The 17508-nt window shown below is 70.1% G+C and carries 14 protein-coding genes; 10 read left to right on the forward strand and 4 right to left on the reverse strand.

Annotated elements, in window-relative coordinates; genetic code table 11:
• Nucleotides 1-33: 33 nt before the first annotated feature.
• The gene (locus tag Q2K21_RS28200) at nucleotides 34-1041 is read left to right on the forward strand and encodes a LysR family transcriptional regulator (protein WP_386276134.1); all 1008 of its coding nucleotides are present in this window, start codon (nucleotides 34-36) and stop codon (nucleotides 1039-1041) included.
• A gap of 70 nt (nucleotides 1042-1111) precedes the next feature.
• Here Q2K21_RS28200 and Q2K21_RS28205 read toward each other — a convergent pair whose 3' ends face one another.
• Nucleotides 1112-1960 (reverse strand): EI24 domain-containing protein, encoded by an 849-nt coding sequence (locus Q2K21_RS28205; protein ID WP_310776376.1) that lies wholly within the window; start codon nucleotides 1958-1960, stop codon nucleotides 1112-1114.
• 221 nt (nucleotides 1961-2181) lie between these two features.
• On the reverse strand, nucleotides 2182-3204 hold the full coding sequence (locus Q2K21_RS28210; protein WP_310776378.1) for an NADP-dependent oxidoreductase: 1023 nt from the start codon (nucleotides 3202-3204) through the stop codon (nucleotides 2182-2184).
• 101 nt (nucleotides 3205-3305) lie between these two features.
• Between Q2K21_RS28210 and Q2K21_RS28215 the strand changes: the two genes are divergently transcribed.
• On the forward strand, nucleotides 3306-3758 hold the full coding sequence (locus Q2K21_RS28215; RefSeq protein ID WP_310776380.1) for a MarR family winged helix-turn-helix transcriptional regulator: 453 nt from the start codon (nucleotides 3306-3308) through the stop codon (nucleotides 3756-3758).
• Between the two features lie 30 nt (nucleotides 3759-3788).
• Here the strand turns inward: Q2K21_RS28215 and Q2K21_RS28220 are convergent, their stop codons facing one another.
• Nucleotides 3789-5138, reverse strand: coding sequence for a tetratricopeptide repeat protein (locus Q2K21_RS28220; protein WP_310776382.1), 1350 nt, complete (start codon nucleotides 5136-5138; stop codon nucleotides 3789-3791).
• A 344-nt stretch (nucleotides 5139-5482) separates the two neighbouring features.
• Nucleotides 5483-6283, reverse strand: a complete 801-nt coding sequence (locus Q2K21_RS28225; RefSeq protein ID WP_310776384.1) for an SCO2400 family protein — start codon at nucleotides 6281-6283, stop codon at nucleotides 5483-5485.
• Between the two features lie 294 nt (nucleotides 6284-6577).
• Here Q2K21_RS28225 and Q2K21_RS28230 point away from each other — a divergent pair, with 294 nt between their 5' ends.
• The 8 genes from Q2K21_RS28230 to Q2K21_RS28265 all read left to right on the forward strand — a co-directional run bounded on the left by Q2K21_RS28230 (nucleotide 6578) and on the right by Q2K21_RS28265 (nucleotide 17104).
• Entirely contained in the window at nucleotides 6578-7735 is a 1158-nt protein-coding gene (locus tag Q2K21_RS28230; RefSeq protein WP_310776386.1) for a mandelate racemase/muconate lactonizing enzyme family protein, read from the forward strand.
• A complete protein-coding gene (locus tag Q2K21_RS28235) occupies nucleotides 7732-8736 on the forward strand; it encodes a zinc-dependent alcohol dehydrogenase (RefSeq protein WP_310776388.1) in 1005 nt (334 codons plus the stop codon). Before Q2K21_RS28230 ends, Q2K21_RS28235 begins: the two co-directional genes overlap by 4 nt.
• A 120-nt stretch (nucleotides 8737-8856) precedes the next feature.
• Nucleotides 8857-9822, forward strand: coding sequence for a hypothetical protein (locus Q2K21_RS28240; protein ID WP_310776390.1), 966 nt, complete (start codon nucleotides 8857-8859; stop codon nucleotides 9820-9822).
• Nucleotides 9823-9961: 139 nt separating this feature from the next.
• Complete coding sequence (chvE, locus tag Q2K21_RS28245) at nucleotides 9962-11068, forward strand: multiple monosaccharide ABC transporter substrate-binding protein (protein WP_310776392.1); 1107 nt, start codon at nucleotides 9962-9964, stop codon at nucleotides 11066-11068.
• Between the two features lie 32 nt (nucleotides 11069-11100).
• Nucleotides 11101-12651 (forward strand): multiple monosaccharide ABC transporter ATP-binding protein, encoded by a 1551-nt coding sequence (mmsA, locus tag Q2K21_RS28250; RefSeq protein WP_310776395.1) that lies wholly within the window; start codon nucleotides 11101-11103, stop codon nucleotides 12649-12651.
• Nucleotides 12648-13895: a multiple monosaccharide ABC transporter permease gene (mmsB, locus tag Q2K21_RS28255; protein WP_310776397.1), complete on the forward strand. Its 1248-nt coding sequence runs from the start codon at nucleotides 12648-12650 to the stop codon at nucleotides 13893-13895. Before mmsA ends, mmsB begins: the two co-directional genes overlap by 4 nt.
• A 55-nt stretch (nucleotides 13896-13950) precedes the next feature.
• Nucleotides 13951-15099, forward strand: coding sequence for an aldose epimerase family protein (locus Q2K21_RS28260; RefSeq protein WP_310776399.1), 1149 nt, complete (start codon nucleotides 13951-13953; stop codon nucleotides 15097-15099).
• A gap of 238 nt (nucleotides 15100-15337) precedes the next feature.
• On the forward strand, nucleotides 15338-17104 hold the full coding sequence (locus tag Q2K21_RS28265) for a pyridoxal phosphate-dependent aminotransferase (protein WP_310776401.1): 1767 nt from the start codon (nucleotides 15338-15340) through the stop codon (nucleotides 17102-17104).
• Nucleotides 17105-17508 lie beyond the last annotated feature (404 nt).

Below are 17508 nucleotides of genomic sequence, written 5' to 3' on the forward strand. Positions count from 1 at the left end.
TCGCGCCCGGGATGCGACAAGCGAATGTCTAGCATGGCTGCCATGCCGACTTCACATGGCAGGGCGGCGTTCGGCGTACCCGACCTCCCCGGCACGGCCGACGTCCCCGACGCCCCCGACCTCTCCACCGTCTGGCTGCGGGTGTTCCTGGAGGTCGCCCGGCAGGGTTCGTTCACCGTGGCGGCGCGGGCGTTGGGCTGGACACAGTCCGCGGTGTCCCGGCAGATCTCCGCCCTGGAGTCGGCGCTGGGCGGCACGCCGCTGTTCGACCGGCTGCCGCGGGGCGTGCGGCTCACCGAGGCGGGCCGGGTGCTCGTCCCGCACGCGGAGGCCGTCGCGGACTCGCTGCACACGGCCGCGCGCGAGTTCGCGGCGCTGCGCGAAGTGACCGGCGGGCGGCTGCGGTTCGGCGCGTTCGCCACCGCCGACGCGGCCCTGGTGCCGCGCGCCCTGGCCGCGTTCCGTGCCCGCCACCCCCGTGTCCGCCTCTCCCGCGAGGAGGGCCTCACCCCGGGCCTGCTCGACCGGCTGGCCGCCGGACACCTCGACCTGGCGATCGTCTCCACGACGGGCCGCGCCCCGCTGGACGCCTACGACCTCCACCACCTCCTCGACGAGTCCCTGTACGTCGCCGTCCCCGCCGACCATCCCCTCGCAAGTCACCCGGCACCCGTGCGCCTCGGGCAACTCGCCGACGCCGACTGGATCTCCGGCGGCTCCCGGCCCGAGGGCACCCTTCTCGACACGGCCCTGCGCCAGGGCTTCCGGCCGCGCGTCGCGCACGTCGTGGCCGAGTGGACCGCCAAGCTGGGGTACGTGGCCGCCGGCCTCGGCGTGACCCTGGTCCCGGCGCTCGCCGCCGAGTCCGTGCGCCCGGACGTCGCCCTGCTCGCGGTGCTCGACGAGGGTGCGCCGGCCCGGGCGGTGTACGCGGCGACGGCACGCGGGCGGTCCCTGTCGCCGGCCGCCGAGGCCTTCCTGGCCGTGCTGCGGGAGGCGGCGGCGCGGGTCCCGGCTCCAGCGCCACAGACGTCCGTTTGAGCCACGCGCCGCGCGGAGCTCGTGACCGTGGCGGCGAACGCGGCGTTCGGTGACGGTGTCAGGACCGGTGTCAGGGGCGGGTGATCTGCCCGGTCCCGGAGACGTTCGCGTTCCCGGAGGCGTTCGCGTTCTCGGCGTCGTCCGCGTTCTCGGCGGTGTCCGCGTCCTCCGCGCTCTCCTCGCCCAGCAGGTCCCGGGCCAGCAGCGTGGCGCCCGCGACCGCGCCCGGCATCAGGAAGACGGCGACGAACGGGACCAGGAAGGCCAGACCGAGGGGGGTGCCGAAGCCCCAGACGAGCAGTTTGCGCGAGCGCAGGAGGGTGAGGCGTCGGCGGAGTTCTACGCCTCGGCGCTGGAGGGCGACGGCGGTGAGTTCCTCGGTGAGGAAGAAGCCGGTGACGAAGAAGCCGATCACCGGGACGACGGTCTGGCCGACGAACGGGAGGAAGCCGAGGGCGAAGAGGAGGACGCCCCAGAGCGCGGCGCGGACGAGGATGCGCAGGCTGTCTCGGGCCGAGATCCACAGCTCGCGGTGGAGGGGCAGGTCCGACCGGGGGGCCGTGCCGTCCGGGGAGACGTCGCGGTCGACCGTCTCCGAGAGGCTCTCGTAGAAGGGCTGTCCGACGAGCAGGGTGACGGCGGTGAAGGTGAGGACGGCGAGGAGGAGGGCGAGGGCGAAGAGAACCGCGGTGAGGAAACCGCGGAACAGGCCGAGCCAGGGGCTGGGCCAGGTGTCGGCGAACGGGGTGGCCCAGGTGACGAGGTCGTCGCCCCACAGGGCGAGGGATATCAGGGCCCCCGCGTACAGGACGAGGGTTATCAGGCCCGGCAGGAGGCCGAAGCCGTACTGCTTGCCGTGTTGGGCCACCCATCGCTGGCCCTTTACGAGATGACCGAATCCCGCCCCTAGATCACGCATGGGTGCACTTTAGCGGGGGCGCGCATCGGGGGGTCGCCCCCGCCGCCCCTGCCCTTCCCGTACCTGAGGCTGCCGCCGGCACACGGGGCGGCGCCGGCCCGCTGACCTCATCGGAAGGCCGGAGGCCGCACCCCACGTCCAAGGGTGCGGCCTCCGTCGTACGCAACGACCTGGTCGAGCGAGCGTCACGGTGATCGTGCCGTGAGCGACCGGTACGGGTGTCAGAGCTTGACGATCATCTTCCCGATGTTGTCGCCGCGCAGGACGCCGAAGAACGCCTCCAGGTTGTTCTCGATGCCCTCGACGACGGTCTCGCGGTACTTCAGCTCGCCGGAGCGGATCCAGGCGCCGACCTCCTGGACGAACTGCGGCTGCAGGTCGTAGTGGTCGCCGACGAGGAAGCCCTCGATACGGCCGCGGGTCTGGATGAGCCGGGCGAGGTTCTTCGGGCCCGGGGCGGGCTCGGTGTTGTTGTAGACGGAGATCATGCCGCAGACGGCGATACGGCCGTCCCGGTTGAGGGAGCCGATGGCGGCCTCCAGGTGGTCGCCGCCGACGTTGTCGAAGTACACGTCGACCCCGTCCGGGGCGGCCTCGCGCAACTGCTGGCCGACGGGCCCGTTCTTGTAGTTGAAGGCGGCGTCGAAGCCGTACTCCTCGACCAGCAGCTTGACCTTCTCGTCGGAGCCGGCGGATCCGATGACCCGGGAGGCGCCCTTGAGCTTGGCGATCTGACCGACCTGGCTGCCGACGGCCCCGGCCGCGCCGGACACGAAGACGGAGTCGCCCTCCTTGAAGGCGGCGGTGCGCAGCAGACCGGCGTAGGCGGTGAGGCCGGTCATGCCGAGGACGCCGAGGTACGTGGACAGCGGCGCGGCGTCGGCGTCCACCTTGACGGCCTGCTTGGCGTCGACGACGGCGTACTCGCGCCAGCCGAGGAAGTGCAGGATGTGGTCGCCGGCCTCGATCCCCTCGGCGTTCGAGACGAGGACCTCGCCGACCGCGCCGCCCTGCATCGCCTTGTTCAGCTCGAACGGGGCTACGTACGACTTGGCGGCGCTCATGCGGCCGCGCATGTACGGGTCGACGGAGACGTACTTGTTCCGCACGAGCACCTGGCCCTCGCCCGGCTGCCGGACCTCCGCCTCGACGAGGGCGAAGTCCTCGGGCTCGGGCCAGCCGACCGGGCGGCTGAGCAGGTGCCATTCGCGGCTGACGGCGGGGAGGGTGGGGGTGTCGGACATGGCGCCATTCCTCACATGCTGCGGCTCAAATACTTCAGTACCTGAAACAACAATGCTCCTGAATATTTCAGGCTGTCAAGTAAAGAGGTAGCCTGAATGCCATGGCCACGCAGAAAACATCCCCATCGCGCATCGACCCCGTGACCCTGGAAGTCGTGGAGCTCATCGGCACGGTCGTGGCCCGCTACCACGAGGAGTACGAGGAGGCGGCCGCCGAGCACGCGCTGACCGGGGCGCAGGCGCGGCTGCTGAGCCTGCTGTCGCTGGAACCGCTGCCGATGCGGCGGCTGGCGCAGAAGCTGAAGTGCGAGCCGTCGAACGTCACGGGCATCGTCGACCGCCTGGAGTCCCGGGGCCTGGTGGAACGCCGCCCGGACCCGACGGACCGCCGGGTGAAGCTGGCGGTGGCGACGGAGGAGGGCCGCAAGGTCGCCAAGAGCCTCCGCGAGTCGCTGCGCTTCGCCCGGGAGCCGCTTGCGGGGCTGGGCGAGGAGGAGCGGGTGGTGTTGCGGGGGCTGCTGCGACGGATGCTGGAGGGGGACGGAGTCGTCTGAGGAGGCGGCTGGTCGGACAGCCGGCGGTGATCAGAAGGGCGGTTCGGTGGACCAGGGGTCGTCCGCGTCGTCCGAGGTGGAGCCCCAGGTCGCAGTGGTCGGTCGCGTCACCCGCGCCGTCGTCACGGCCTCCTCGGCCCGGCCCTGACGGATCAGCAGCTTCGCCATGAGCTGACGGTTGCGGCCGTCCTCGATTCCCGGCCGCAGTTCCGCGACCGCCTCGTCCAACCGGCCTGCCTCGGCGAGCAGTTCGGCCAGTCGCTTGGCCATGTACCACCCGTCCGCCTCCGGATGGGCACGCAGTTCGGCGACGGCCTGCCCGTGACGCCCGCAGGCGGCGAGCAGACGGACGCGTTCGAGGAGCAGCTCCGCCCCCATGTCGCCGCGCAGCCGACCGGCGATGTCGTCGACGACCGCCAGCGCTTCGTCGGCCCGTCCCTGGCCGACCAGCAGCTCACCCAGCTCGTGAATGATCCAGTCGTCGGCGCCCCGCCGGGCGGCGGCCCGCAGCACCTCGATCGCCTCGTCGACCCGGCCGTGCTTGCGGAGCAACTCCGCCGTGCACCACGCGGCGTTGGGCGAACCGTCCGCCGCGTGGGTCCGGAGCACCTCGACGGCCTCGTCCGGACACTCCTCCTCCAGCAGCCCCGCCAGCCGCCTGGCCGCGTCGAGACCGCCGTACCCGGCGGCGAGGTCCCGCAGGTCCGTGATCCGCCCGTGCCGGGCGAGGACGTCCGCGAGTTGCTCGACGGCGTTGCCGTACGTGACGTTGTCCCGGTGCACATGCGCGCGCAGCAGCGTCACCGCCTCGTCGACCCGCCCCATCCGCTCCAGCACCCGCGCGCGCAGGCCGGCGGTGCGGACGGTGTCCCCCCAGTGGCGGGAGCAGCCGCACTCGGGCTCGACGACGGGCAGCAGTGCCAGCATCTCTTCGTCACGGCCGTGGCCCTCGGTCAGGTCGACCAGCGCCTGCTCCAGATACCAGTCCCCGACCCCCGGCCCCAGCAGAGCGATCACCTCGTCGATTCGCCCCTGCCCGGCCAGCAGCTCCGCCAGCCCGCGCACCGCGAGCCGGTCCCCGGCCTCGGCGTGGGGCCGTACGAGAGCGATGGCCTCCTCGGACCGGCCCGACTCCTCCAGCAGCCCCGCGACCGTCTCCACCGCGGCCCACCATCCACTGTCGGCGAACGGCCGCAACACCTCCAGCCGTTGGTCCCCGCTCAGCGTCCGGGCCCAGGCCCGGGCACAGAACCAGTCCCCTTGCTCGGCCTGCGCCCGCACCTGCGCCAGATGCCCGTGCTCGACGAGCGCCGCGACGACGTCCGGCGGTATCCAGCCGTCGTGGGTACGGAAACGTCGGTCGAGTTCAGCGGAATCCACGCCCCGGACCCTATCCGGCCCGACCGACAGAACCCGGCGGCCTGGATGCCGACCGCCGCACCCGCGGAGAAGTCCGCGTCGGGGCACCAACGCGGCGGCGCACAGGTGCAGTTCGAAGGGGGCCACCGGCAGCCACGGGGGACGAGGAAGGCCGCGAAGTACAGGTCCCCGCCGTCAGCCACTCCGCAGCCGCCGTGCGGCGAGCGGCCGCACCCCAGGTCCATCGAGCCGGCCGCGCCCCCGCCCATGGCCGCCGTTCCGGCGTTGATCACAGCGCCCGCCCTTTCCGGCAGGCGGCAGAGCAGGGAGCGCGCGGCGGCCACGGGCTCAGAGGGACGGCACCGTCAGGTGCACCACCACAGGAAACGGTTGCACGTTTTCGTTGGCGACGGTTCCGGGATCGGGCTCGTCGGGGTCGGATCCGCCGACGGAGCCGAGCCCGTCGTCGTCGCCGTCGGGGCCGGTGTGGAGTGGCCCGGGGAGTAGGTCGCGGACGCCGATGGGGTGTCCTCGGGCTTCTTCGTCTCCTCGTCGGACTTCGCGTCCTTCGAGGACTCGGACGCCGACGGAGACGCGGAGGCGGAGGCGGAAGCCGAGGTCGTTCCGGCTCCGTGCCCGCCACCGGTACCCCCGGACGGGCCGGTCGTCTCCTTCACCGAGGCCGATCCGTCCGCCGTCTCGCCCCCGGCGGTCGCGGTGTTCGGAGTGAACCCCGGTGCCTCTATGCCGAGTTCGGCCAGGCTCAGACCACCCGCCGCCAGCAACAGCCCGGCCCCCACCAACAGCACCCGCCGCCGGCGCCGCCGGTGCGCGGCGGCCTTGCGGTCGCGACGCCCGGCCCGCGCCCCGCGGTCGTCGTCGCGGTCCCCGGGCGCCCGGCGCCCCTGCGTCCGCCGACGGCTCTGTGCCGGACCAGGGCGCTCCGTCTCGTCCTCGTCCTCGTCGGCGTCTTCCTCCGCGCCCACGCCCGCGTAAGCGTCCCCGTACGACGCCTCGGGCCCGCCGGCCCCGCCCGACCCTCCGTCGGCATCTCCGCGGACGTCGCCCTCGTTCGCGTGCGCGCGTAGATCTTCGACAGGCGTGCCGCACCCCGGGCAGGCGAGGGCGCCGTTGAGGTGCCGTCGGCACGGGTGGCAGTAGTCCATGACGCGGGAAGACTAGGTTCCTGACAGGTCACGTTCCTAGGGGCTGCTGTGAAGATTGTGTAGGGAACCGCGTGTCGCGATGTGGCGGGTTGAGGACAGATCAGCGAAACGGTGTCGAAACGCTTGTCGAAACCGTTATGTGTTCGACCCATTGACACCCCCGCCGCCGCATCCTTACTGTCACGCCAGCATTTCGAACGTGTGACGAAATCTCGAACAGACCCGCTTGAGCCGACAAGCATCGACGCCGCAACACAGACGCAACAACAGACGCAACAACAAGGGGCAACCGCCGTGCGCATCACCGGAATCAGCACTCACGTCGTCGGGACGCCGTGGCGCAACCTGACGTACGTCCAGGTGCACACCGACGAGGGCATCACCGGGGTCGGCGAGACCCGGATGCTGGGCCACACCGACGCGCTGATCGGCTACCTGCGGGAGGCCGAGGCCAACCACATTCTCGGCTCCGACCCGTTCGCTGTCGAGGACCTCATGCGCCGGATGAAGTACGGCGACTACGGGCGCGCCGGCGAGATCGTGATGTCCGGCATCGCGGTCATCGAGATGGCCTGCTGGGACATCAAGGGCAAGGCCCTCGGCGTCCCGGTCTGGCAGCTCCTCGGCGGCAAGGTCACCGACAAGGTCAAGGCGTACGCCAACGGGTGGTACACGACCGAGCGGACCCCGGAGGCGTACCACAAGGCCGCCCAGCAGGTCATGGAGCGCGGGTACAAGGCGCTCAAGATCGACCCCTTCGGCACCGGGCACTTCGAGCTCGACCACGAGCAGACCCTTTACTCCGTCTCCCTCATCGAGGCCGTGCGCGACGCCATCGGGCCCGACGCCGAGCTGATGCTGGAGATGCACGGCCGGTTCTCGCCCGCCACCGCCGTCCGCCTGGCCAAGGAGCTGGCCCCGTTCAAGCCCGCCTGGCTGGAGGAGCCCTGCCCGCCGGAGAACCTCAAGGCGCTGGAGAAGGTCGCCGCCAAGGTGGACATCCCGGTCGCCACGGGTGAGCGCATCCACGACCGGATCGAGTTCCGCGAGCTGTTCGAGAGCCAGGCCGTCGACATCATCCAGCCGGACGTCGGCCACATCGGCGGTATCTGGGAGACCCGCAAGCTCGCCGCCACGGCCGAGACCCACTACATGCTCGTCGCGCCGCACAACGTGGGCGGCCCCGTGCTGACCGCCGCCTCCCTCCAGGTCGGCTTCACCTCCCCGAACTTCAAGATCCTTGAGCACTTCAACGACTTCGCGGACGCGGAGATCAAGAAGGTGGTCAAGGGCGCGCCGCAGGTCGTCGACGGATACTTCCACCTGTCCGACGCGCCCGGTCTCGGTGTCGAGCTGGACGTCGACGCGGCCGCCGAGTTCCCGCAGCAGCAGGCCCGCTTCGACCTGTGGGCCGACGGCTGGGAGCAGCGCAAGCCGAAGGGCACCAAGTGAGCACCGCGGTCGTCATCGAGGCACCGGGCGCGCACCGCCTGGTGGCTCACGAGCCCGTGGTGCCCGGTCCCGGCGAGGCGCTCGTGCGCGTCCACGCCGTCGGCATCTGCGGCAGCGACCGCGAGGTCTACCAGGGCAACCGGCCCGAGGGGTACGTCCGCTACCCGCTCACCCCGGGCCACGAGTGGTCCGGGACGGTCGAGGCCGTCGGCGCCGGAGTGGTCGAGTCCCTCGTCGGCCGCAAGGTCGTCGGGGAGGGCTTCCGCAACTGCCAGGTCTGCGACCGCTGCCACGCGGGCGAGACGACGCTGTGCACGGCGGGGTACGAGGAGACCGGCTTCACCCAGCCTGGCGCGATGGCCACCACCCTCACGCTCCCGGCCCGCCTCCTGCACGCCCTGCCGGACGACGCCGACCTGACGGCGGCGGCCCTCCTGGAGCCCGCCGCCTGTATCGCGGCCGCGGCGCTCAAGGCGAACGCCCAGCCGGGCGAGCGGGTGGCCGTCGTCGGCACCGGAACCCTCGGCATGTTCGCCGTGCAGTTCCTGAAGGCGATCTCCCCGGCCGAGCTGCTGGTCGTCGGCACCGGCCGCGACCGCGAAGCACTGTCCCGGCAGTACGGCGCCACCGACTTCCGCACCAAGGACCAGGAGCTCGACGACGACTTCGACGTCGTCATCGAGACCGCCGGGTCCGCGTCCGCCGCGCGCACCGCCGCCTCGCTGCTCAGGCGCGGTGGACGCCTCGTCCTGACGGGTATCCCGGCGCCGGGCGCCGAGGGTCTGGACCCCACCGATCTCGTCGTACGGCAGCTGGAGGTGCACACCGTGTTCGGGGCACCGCCGGACGCCTGGGCGCACACGGTGCGGGTCTTCGGGGCAGGGCTGCTCGATCCCCTGCCGCTGGTCACGCACGAACTACCGCTTGCCGAGTTTCCGCAGGCCATCGAGCTGGTGGGGGCCGGGGACCCGAAGGTCGGCAAGGTCCTGCTGCGGCCGTGACCTCCCGAGCCGTACGCCGGTACGGAGTTACCTGACGAACTCCGCACCGGCGTACCACCAAGCCCTCCCACACCCTGAGCCGCGAACCTCGTCCGAAATACCGAACGTGAGGAACCCCTTGTGACCGACTCCGCTACGGCAGCCCGCAGGCCCGGTGAGCAGGCGCTCGCCGAGCTCGGCCTCGGCGCCCCCGCCCTCTCCCCCGCCGACGCCTCGCCGCACACCTTCCCCGGGGGCGGCCGCTGGCGCACCGAGATCCCCTCGTGCGAGGGCCCCGAGGCGCTGGCCGTGGTCCTCAAGGAGTCCTCGCGGCTCGACGTGCCGATCCACCGGATCAGCCAGGGCAGCGGCGTATGGATGCTGACCGACGACGAGATCACCGAGATGGTCGACGCGACCAACGAGCGTGACATCGAGCTGTGCCTGTTCACCGGGCCGCGCGGCACGTGGGACATCGGCGGCTCCGTCCGCACCGACTCGCGCGGCGGCGGTCTGCGCGCCCGCGGGCACGACGCGGTCGCCGGGTGCGTCGAGGACGCCGTCCGCGCCACCGAACTGGGCGTCAAGTGCCTGCTCGTGGCCGACGAGGGCGTGCTGTGGACCCTGCACCGGGCGCGGGAGGCCGGCATCATTCCGGCCGACACGACCCTCAAGGTCTCGGCGCTCATCGGCCCGGTCAACCCGGCCGCGTACGCCGTGTACGAGCGCCTCGGCGCCGACTCGGTGAACGTGCCCAGTGATCTGACGCTCGATCACCTCACCGAGATCCGCCGGGTTTCCGCCGCCCCCATGGACATGTACATCGAGGCCCCCGACGACCTCGGCGGGTACATCCGGATGTACGAGGTCGCCGAGCTGATCCGGCGCGGCGCCCCGCTCTACCTGAAGTTCGGCCTTTCCAAGACGCCCGGGATCTACCCGTACGGGCACCACCTGCGGGACCTGACCCTGTCCACCGCCCGCGAACGGGTGCGGCGCGGCAGGCTCGCCCTGGACCTGCTCGCACGCCACGGAGTCGACGGCGACATGGCGCCGCTCGGTTCGCGGCTGCCGGGCGAGCTGAACCGGTTCCCGGCCGCGTCATAACGTTCCGGAAACTCGGCTTCACAGAAGCCGACACAGCCGCCCACAATCCCACACGACCCTTCTCGGTCTCCCACCGCACCGCCCGCCAAGCACTCTTGGGCCGCCAGACCGAGCCCCACACACATCAAGGATGATGATCATGCGCACTCGCAGAGCCGCACTGGCCGCCGTCGCCGGAGCCGCCTCCCTCGCCCTGACCCTGTCCGCCTGCGGCCAGAACAGCGATGGCGGAAGCAAGGAGGACAAGGGCAGCGCCAAGGGCGGGACCATCGGCATCGCGATGCCGACCAAGTCCTCCGAGCGCTGGATCACCGACGGCGCCAACGTCGTCAAGGACCTGGAGGCCAAGGGTTACAAGACCAAGCTGGTCTTCGGTGAGGACGACCCCGACCAGCAGGTCTCGCAGATCGAGAACCTGATCACGCAGGGCGTCAAGGCGCTGATCGTCGCCGCGATCGACAACAAGTCCCTGAACAACGTCCTCCAGCAGGCCGCCGACGCCAAGATCCCGGTCATCTCCTACGACCGCCTGATCCTCGGCACGAAGAACGTCGACTACTACGCGTCCTTCGACAACGAGAAGGTCGGCCGGCTCCAGGGCCAGTACATCGTCGACAAGCTGGGCCTGGCGAGCGGCAAGGGCCCCTTCAACATCGAGCTGTTCGCCGGCTCCAACGACGACAACAACACCAAGTACTTCTTCAACGGCGCGATGAGCGTGCTCCAGCCGTACATCGACAAGAAGAAGCTCGTCGTCAAGTCCGGCCAGACCAAGCTCACCCAGGTCACCACCCTGCGCTGGGACCCCGCCACCGCCCAGAAGCGCATGGAGGACAACCTCACCTCGTCGTACACCTCGGGCCGGGTCGACGCGGTTCTCTCGCCCTACGACGGCATCTCCATCGGCATCATCGCCGCGCTGAAGTCGGACGGCTACGGCTCCAAGGCCAAGCCGCTGCCGGTCATCACCGGCCAGGACGCCGAGCTCGCCTCGGTGAAGTCGATCATCGCGGGCCAGCAGTCCATGACGATCTACAAGGACCTCCGCAAGCTCGCCCAGGTCGCCACGGACATGGTCGACGCCTCCCTCAACGGCAAGAAGCCCGAGATCAACGACACGAAGTCGTACGACAACGGCACCAAGGTCGTCCCCGCCTACCTGCTGCAGCCGGTGAGCGTCGACAAGACCAACTACGAGAAGGAACTCGTCCAGGGCGGTTACTACACGGCGGACCAGCTCAAGTAAGCGTCGAACCTTACGGATTGGAAGGCACGACCATGGCGGGACCCGTCCTGGAAATGCGCTCGATCGTCAAGACCTTTCCCGGCGTCAAGGCGCTGTCGGACGTCACACTGACCGTCCGCCAGGGCGAGGTCCACGCCATCTGCGGGGAGAACGGCGCCGGCAAGTCCACCTTGATGAAGGTGCTCTCCGGCGTCCATCCGCACGGAACCTACGAGGGCGACATCCTCTTCGAGGGAGAGGTCGTCCAGTTCAAGGACATCCGGGCGAGCGAGCACCACGGCATCGTCATCATCCACCAGGAGCTGGCGCTGTCGCCCTACCTCTCCATCGCGGAGAACATCTTCCTCGGCAACGAGCACGCCAAGGGGGGTTTCATCAACTGGAACGAGACCCTGCGGCACGCCACCGAGCTGCTGCGCCGGGTCGGTCTGACCGACCACCCGGAGACCCGCGTCACCGACATCGGTGTGGGCAAGCAGCAGCTCGTGGAGATCGCCAAGGCGCTGTCGAAGAAGGTGAAGCTGCTCATCCTGGATGAGCCCACCGCAGCGCTGAACGACGAGGACAGCGGCAAACTCCTCGATCTCATCCTGGAGTTGAAGAAACAGGGCATCACCTCGATCATCATCTCCCACAAGCTCAACGAGATCCGCAAGGTCGCCGACTCGGTGACGATCATCCGCGACGGGCAGACCATCGAGACGCTCGACGTGAAGGCGCCGGAGACGACCGAGGACCGGATCATCAGCGGCATGGTCGGCCGCGACCTCGACCACCGCTTCCCCGAGCGCACCGCGTACGAGGGGGAGGCGGGCGCGGCCCCGGCCCTGGAGATCCGCAACTGGACCGTGCAGCACCCGATCGACCAGCAGCGCAAGGTCGTCGACGATGTGTCGATCAGCGTGCGGCGCGGGGAGATCGTCGGTATCGCGGGCCTCATGGGCGCCGGCCGCACCGAGCTCGCGATGAGCGTCTTCGGGCGAGCCTACGGCCGGTACGCGGGCGGACAGGTCCTGAAGGACGGCAAGGAGATCGGTACGAAGACGGTCGCGGAGGCGATCGCCAACGGGATCGCGTACGCCACCGAGGACCGCAAGCACTACGGCCTCAACCTCATCGACACGATCAACCGCAACATCTCGCTGACCGCCCTGAACAAGGTCGCCAAGCGGGGCGTGGTCGACGAGCACGAGGAGCGGCAGGTCGCCGAGGGCTACCGCAAGTCCATGAACATCAAGGCCCCCACGGTCTTCGAGCCGGTGGGCAAGCTGTCCGGCGGCAACCAGCAGAAGGTCGTCCTCAGCAAGTGGATCTTCGCGGGTCCGGACGTACTGATCCTGGACGAGCCCACGCGAGGCATCGACGTCGGCGCCAAGTTCGAGATCTACACGGTCATCGACCAGCTGGCCGCCCAGGGCAAGGCGGTCGTCTTCATCTCCTCCGAGCTGCCCGAACTGCTCGGCATGTGCGACCGCATCTACACCATGGCCGCCGGGCGGCTCACGGGCGAGTTCCCGCGGGCCGAGGCCACGCAGGAAGTGCTGATGCGCCAGATGACGAAGGACAAAGAGGTAACGCGATGAGCACCGATGTGACCGACAAGAGCCCGGCCGCCGCGCCGCCCGGCAAGAGCGGCGGATCGGCGTCCGACGGCAACCTGCTCCAGCTGGTGCTGGGCGGTCTGCGCCGCAACATGCGCCAGTACGGCATGCTGATCGCGCTCGGCCTGCTCGTCGTCCTGTTCCAGGTGTGGACCGGCGGCGACCTGCTGCTGCCGCGCAACGTCTCCAACCTGGTCCTCCAGAACAGCTACATCCTGATCCTCGCGATCGGCATGATGCTGGTGATCATCGCGGGCCACATCGACCTGTCGGTCGGTTCAGTGACGGCGTTCACGGGCGCCTTCGCGGCCGTGCTGACCGTGCAGCACGGTGTGGCGTGGCCGCTCGCGGTGGTGCTGTGCCTGGCCATCGGCGCGGTCGCCGGCGCGGCACAGGGCTTCCTGATCGCCTACCTCGGCATACCCTCCTTCATCGTCACCCTCGCGGGCATGCTGATCTTCCGCGGTCTGACGGAGATGTTCCTGAAGGGCCAGACCCTCGGCCCGTTCCCGGACGGTCTGCAGAAGATGGGCAACGGCTTCCTGCCGGAGGTCGGCCCGGACACCAACTACCACAACCTCACGCTGCTGCTGGGCTTCGTCCTGCTGGCCTTCGTGGTGCTCCAGGAGGTCCGCGACCGCAAGCGTCAGCAGGAGTTCTCCCTGGACGTGGCGCCCAGGAACCTCTTCCTGCTCAAGCTCGTCGCCATCGCCGCCGCGGTCCTCGCCGTCACCATGCTGCTCGCCAGCTACAAGGGCGCGCCGATCATCCTGATCGTCCTCGGCCTGCTGGTGGTCGGCTACGGCTACGTCATGCGCAACGCCGTCTTCGGCCGCCACATCTACGCGATCGGCGGCAACCTGCCGGCGGCGAAGCTGTCGGGCGTCAAGGACAAGAAGGTCACCTTCCTTGTCTTCCTGAACATGGGCGTGCTCGCGGCCCTGGCGGGCATGGTGGTCGCCGCCCGCCTGAACGCGGCCTCGCCGAAGGCGGGCCTGAGTTTCGAACTCGAGGCGATCGCCTCGTCGTTCATCGGTGGCGCGTCCATGAGCGGCGGTGTCGGTACCGTCCTCGGCGCGATCATCGGTGGTCTCGTCCTCGGTGTGCTGAACAACGGTATGAACCTCCTCAGCGTCGGCACCGACTGGCAGCAGGTCATCAAGGGCCTGGCCCTGTTGGCGGCGGTCGGATTCGACGTGTGGAACAAGCGCAAGTCCGGTTCGTAAGTCAGCTCGGGCCCCGCCGGAAACGGCGGGGCCCATCCTTTACAGGAGCCGCTACATGGAACTGAACAGACGCACGGTCATCGCAGGAGCCGCGGCCGCGGGCATCGCCGCGACCACGCTCGGGGGAACGGCACAGGCCTCGGGAGGCAGGACGCCGGTGAAGAAGCTCTTCGGCAAGCTCGCCGACGGCACGAAGGTGTACCTCTGGTCCCTGGAGAACGGCGGGACCCGGCTGAAGGTCCTGAACTGGGGCGGTGTGGTGCAGGGGCTGGAGATCCCCGACCGCCACGGCCGCTACGTCAATGTCTCCCTGGGCTTCGACAACATCGACGACTACGTGGCGAAGACCCCGTACTTCGGCGCCCTCATCGGCCGCTACGGCAACCGTATAGCCAAGGGCCAGTTCACCCTGGACGGCAAGAGCTACCAGCTGTCCGTCAACGACGGTGTGAACAGCCTGCACGGCGGCAAGCAGGGCTTCGACAAGCACATCTGGGACGTCGAGCCGTTCACCAAGGGCTCCGACGTCGGTCTGCACCTGTACTACACGAGCGTCGACGGCGAGATGGGCTACCCGGGCACGCTCAAGGCGAAGGTGACGTACACCCTCACCCGGCACGGCGACTGGCGCATCGACTATGAGGCCACCACCGACAAGGCCACCGTCGTCAACCTCACCAACCACGTCTACTGGAACCTGGCCGGCGAGGGCAGCGGCACGATCGAGGACCACGAGCTCAAGATCGCCGCCTCCCGCTACACGCCCACCGACTCGGGCCTGATCCCCACCGGCGAGCTGGCGAAGGTCGCCGGCACCCCCTTCGACTTCCGGCACGCCAAGGCGATCGGCCGGGACATCCGGGCCGCCCACCCCCAACAGGTCACCGCCAAGGGCTACGACCACAACTGGGTCCTGGACAAGGGCATCACCGCCAAGCCCGAGCACGTCGCCACCCTCCGTGACCCGCGCTCCGGCCGCACCCTGAAGATCGCGACCAACGAGCCGGGCCTTCAGTTCTACTCCGGCAACTTCCTCGACGGCACGCTCGTCGGCACCGGCGGCCACACCTACCGCCAGGGCGACGCGCTCTGCCTGGAGACCCAGCACTTCCCGGACTCGCCCAACCACGCGAACTTCCCGTCGACCGTGCTGCGGCCGGGGCAGACGTACCGTTCGACGACGATCCACTCGTTCAGCGCGTAGGCGCTCCGCTGTGACGGCCGTGGGGAGCTGCGGACCGGCTGTGGCCGGTCGCGCAGTTCCCCGCGCCCCTTTCGGGCGCGATACCCGGCCCCCGATTCCGTGACGCACACCGATTTCACGCGCGTTGAACAACGCCACTCCAGTCCCCGTATGTAAGGGCGGCCCGTGCTCCCCCGCGCGGGCCACCCAATGACGACGGGCCCGCCGTCCCCACGGGCCCGCCCCATACGGAGGTTCCATGGCCGACAACGTCACCTCGCTGTTCCGCAGCACCGCGGCGCACAGTCCGTCGATGGCGGCGCTGACGCGAGAGGGCGGCGACGGGACGGGTCCCGTGGACTTCTGTATCCCCTGCAATCCCTACTTCCCCACCCCCGCCATGTTCGACGAGATGTCGGCCCGGCTGCGCGACATCATCACGTACTACCCCAGCAGCGCGGACACCATCACGGCCGAGCTGTGCAACCTGCTCCAGCTCCCGCCGCAGGCCGTCGCGATGGGCAACGGCTCCACCGAGCTGATCACCTGGATCGACCACCTGCTGGTCCGTGAGTCCCTCGCGATCCCCGTCCCCACCTTCGGCCGCTGGACCGACCAGCCCATGGAGACCGGCAAGCGGGTCGACATGTTCCCGCTCCAGGAGTCCAGCGGATTCGCCCTGGACCTGGCCCAGTACGCCGAGTTCATCCGCAAGCGGGGCACCCGCGTCGCCGTCATCTGCAACCCGAACAACCCCGACGGCGGCTTCCTGCACAAGCAGGCGCTCGTACAGTTCATGGACGCGATGGCGGATCTGGATCTGATCGTCATCGACGAGTCGTTCCTCGAATTCGCCGATGCCGAGGTCGAACCGAGCGTCGTGCAGGAGGCGATGCTGCGGCCGAACGTCGTCGTCCTGCGCAGCCTCGGCAAGAACTTCGGACTGCACGGCATACGCTTCGGCTACCTGGTCGCCAACCCGTCGCTCGCGGGCAAGGTCCGCTCCATGCTGCCGAAGTGGAACCTCAACTCCTTCGCGGAGCACGTGGTGTTCATGCTCAAGAACCACGGCGCGGAGTACGCGCAGAGCCTCCAGCAGGTGCGCCGCGACCGCCTCGACATGGCCAGTCAGCTCTCCGCGCTGCCCGGCCTGACGGTCTATCCGTCGCAGGGCAACTTCCTCTTCGTACGCCTTCCCGTGGGCGCCGAGGGCACCGTGGTCCGGGACCGGATGCTCGCCGATCACCGGATCCTGGTCCGCGAGTGCGGTAACAAGATCGGGTCGTCCAGTCGCTTCCTGCGCCTCGTGGTGCGCCCCCAGGTGGACGTGCGTCGCCTGGTGTCCGGCCTGGAGCAGGTGCTCTACGGGACCAGGAGGGGAGCCGCCGTGCCCGAGCTGGGCACCGGGACCAGCTACAGCTCGGGTACGGCGGCGGTGGACCGGCTCGTCAGCGAGACGAACGGGGCGGGCCTGCGCGGCCTTGCCGCGCAGGCGGTCGGAGCCGGCGCGGCGGGGCTCGCAGCCGCGCCGGCCTCTGCCCCCGGCATGCCGCTGTCCGCTCCGGCGGCGCAGACCGGCGGGCCCGGGATGCCGATGCCGATGCCGATGCCGGCGGTGGCCCAGGCAGTCCCCCAGCCCATGGCCCCCGCCCCGGTTGCGGCCCCCGTCCCGGTTGCGGCGCCCGTCCCGGCTGCGGTGCCCGTCCCGGCTGCGGTGCCTGGGCCGTCCCCGATCATCGCGGCTGCCATGTCCGCCCCGGCGCCCGTGCCGGCTGCCATGACCGGGCCGTCCCCGATCATCGCGGCTGCGATGTCCGCCCCGGCACCCGTCCAAGCTTCGATGCCCAATCCCTCACCGATCCCGGCGGCCCAGATGACCGGCCCGACGCCGCCCGGCGTCCCGGCACGCGGTGGCCTCACCGCAGCCCAGGTTCGCGGCACGACCGGCCCCGTACCGGGCCTGGCACCGGCCCCGGCGGCCGGCTGGCCCAACGCGCAGAGCTGGCCGAGCGCGGCGGGGGCCTGACGGGACGGGGACGCTGCGCGAGCCGCGCCGATCGGGCGGGGACGCGGATGGTTTTCGCCCCCGCCGCCCCTACCCGTCCCGTCCCCAGGGACTCCGCCCCTTCGATCCCGGCCTCAGTACTGGTGAGCTCGCGTCATCAACTGTCGTGAGCTCCTTCGCGAGGTGAGCCAACTGATCACGCACCGCGAGGGGCAGGGCGTCATGGGTGGGCGCTGATGGAGCCGCTCCTCCCACCGCCGGCCTGCCAGTCCGCCAAGGTGGGCATCCCGAAGCCAGGGCCCTCCGCACAGGTGGTTTCCCGCGCAGCTCCCGCGCCCCTCCATTATGTGCAACGAAAGGTTGCACGTTCGATCCATCCGCCCTAGAGTGATGCGCAACCAAAGGTTGCATTAGGGCGGGAGTGG

Source organism: Streptomyces sp. CGMCC 4.7035, from assembly GCF_031583065.1.
GTDB lineage: Bacteria > Actinomycetota > Actinomycetes > Streptomycetales > Streptomycetaceae > Streptomyces > Streptomyces yaanensis.

What these genes read in the sequence shown, in the direction of transcription:
- Q2K21_RS28210 (WP_310776378.1), bottom strand. Translation starts at nt 3,204, where the DNA reads ATGTCCGACACCCCCACCCTCCCCGCCGTCAGCCGCGAATGGCACCTG.
- Q2K21_RS28215 (WP_310776380.1), top strand. Translation starts at nt 3,306, where the DNA reads ATGGCCACGCAGAAAACATCCCCATCGCGCATCGACCCCGTGACCCTG.
- Q2K21_RS28225 (WP_310776384.1), bottom strand. Translation starts at nt 6,283, where the DNA reads ATGGACTACTGCCACCCGTGCCGACGGCACCTCAACGGCGCCCTCGCC.
- Q2K21_RS28260 (WP_310776399.1), top strand. Translation starts at nt 13,951, where the DNA reads ATGGAACTGAACAGACGCACGGTCATCGCAGGAGCCGCGGCCGCGGGC.
- Q2K21_RS28205 (WP_310776376.1), bottom strand. Translation starts at nt 1,960, where the DNA reads ATGCGTGATCTAGGGGCGGGATTCGGTCATCTCGTAAAGGGCCAGCGA.
- mmsB (WP_310776397.1), top strand. Translation starts at nt 12,648, where the DNA reads ATGAGCACCGATGTGACCGACAAGAGCCCGGCCGCCGCGCCGCCCGGC.
- Q2K21_RS28200 (WP_386276134.1), top strand. Translation starts at nt 34, where the DNA reads ATGGCTGCCATGCCGACTTCACATGGCAGGGCGGCGTTCGGCGTACCC.
- Q2K21_RS28265 (WP_310776401.1), top strand. Translation starts at nt 15,338, where the DNA reads ATGGCCGACAACGTCACCTCGCTGTTCCGCAGCACCGCGGCGCACAGT.
- chvE (WP_310776392.1), top strand. Translation starts at nt 9,962, where the DNA reads ATGCGCACTCGCAGAGCCGCACTGGCCGCCGTCGCCGGAGCCGCCTCC.
- mmsA (WP_310776395.1), top strand. Translation starts at nt 11,101, where the DNA reads ATGGCGGGACCCGTCCTGGAAATGCGCTCGATCGTCAAGACCTTTCCC.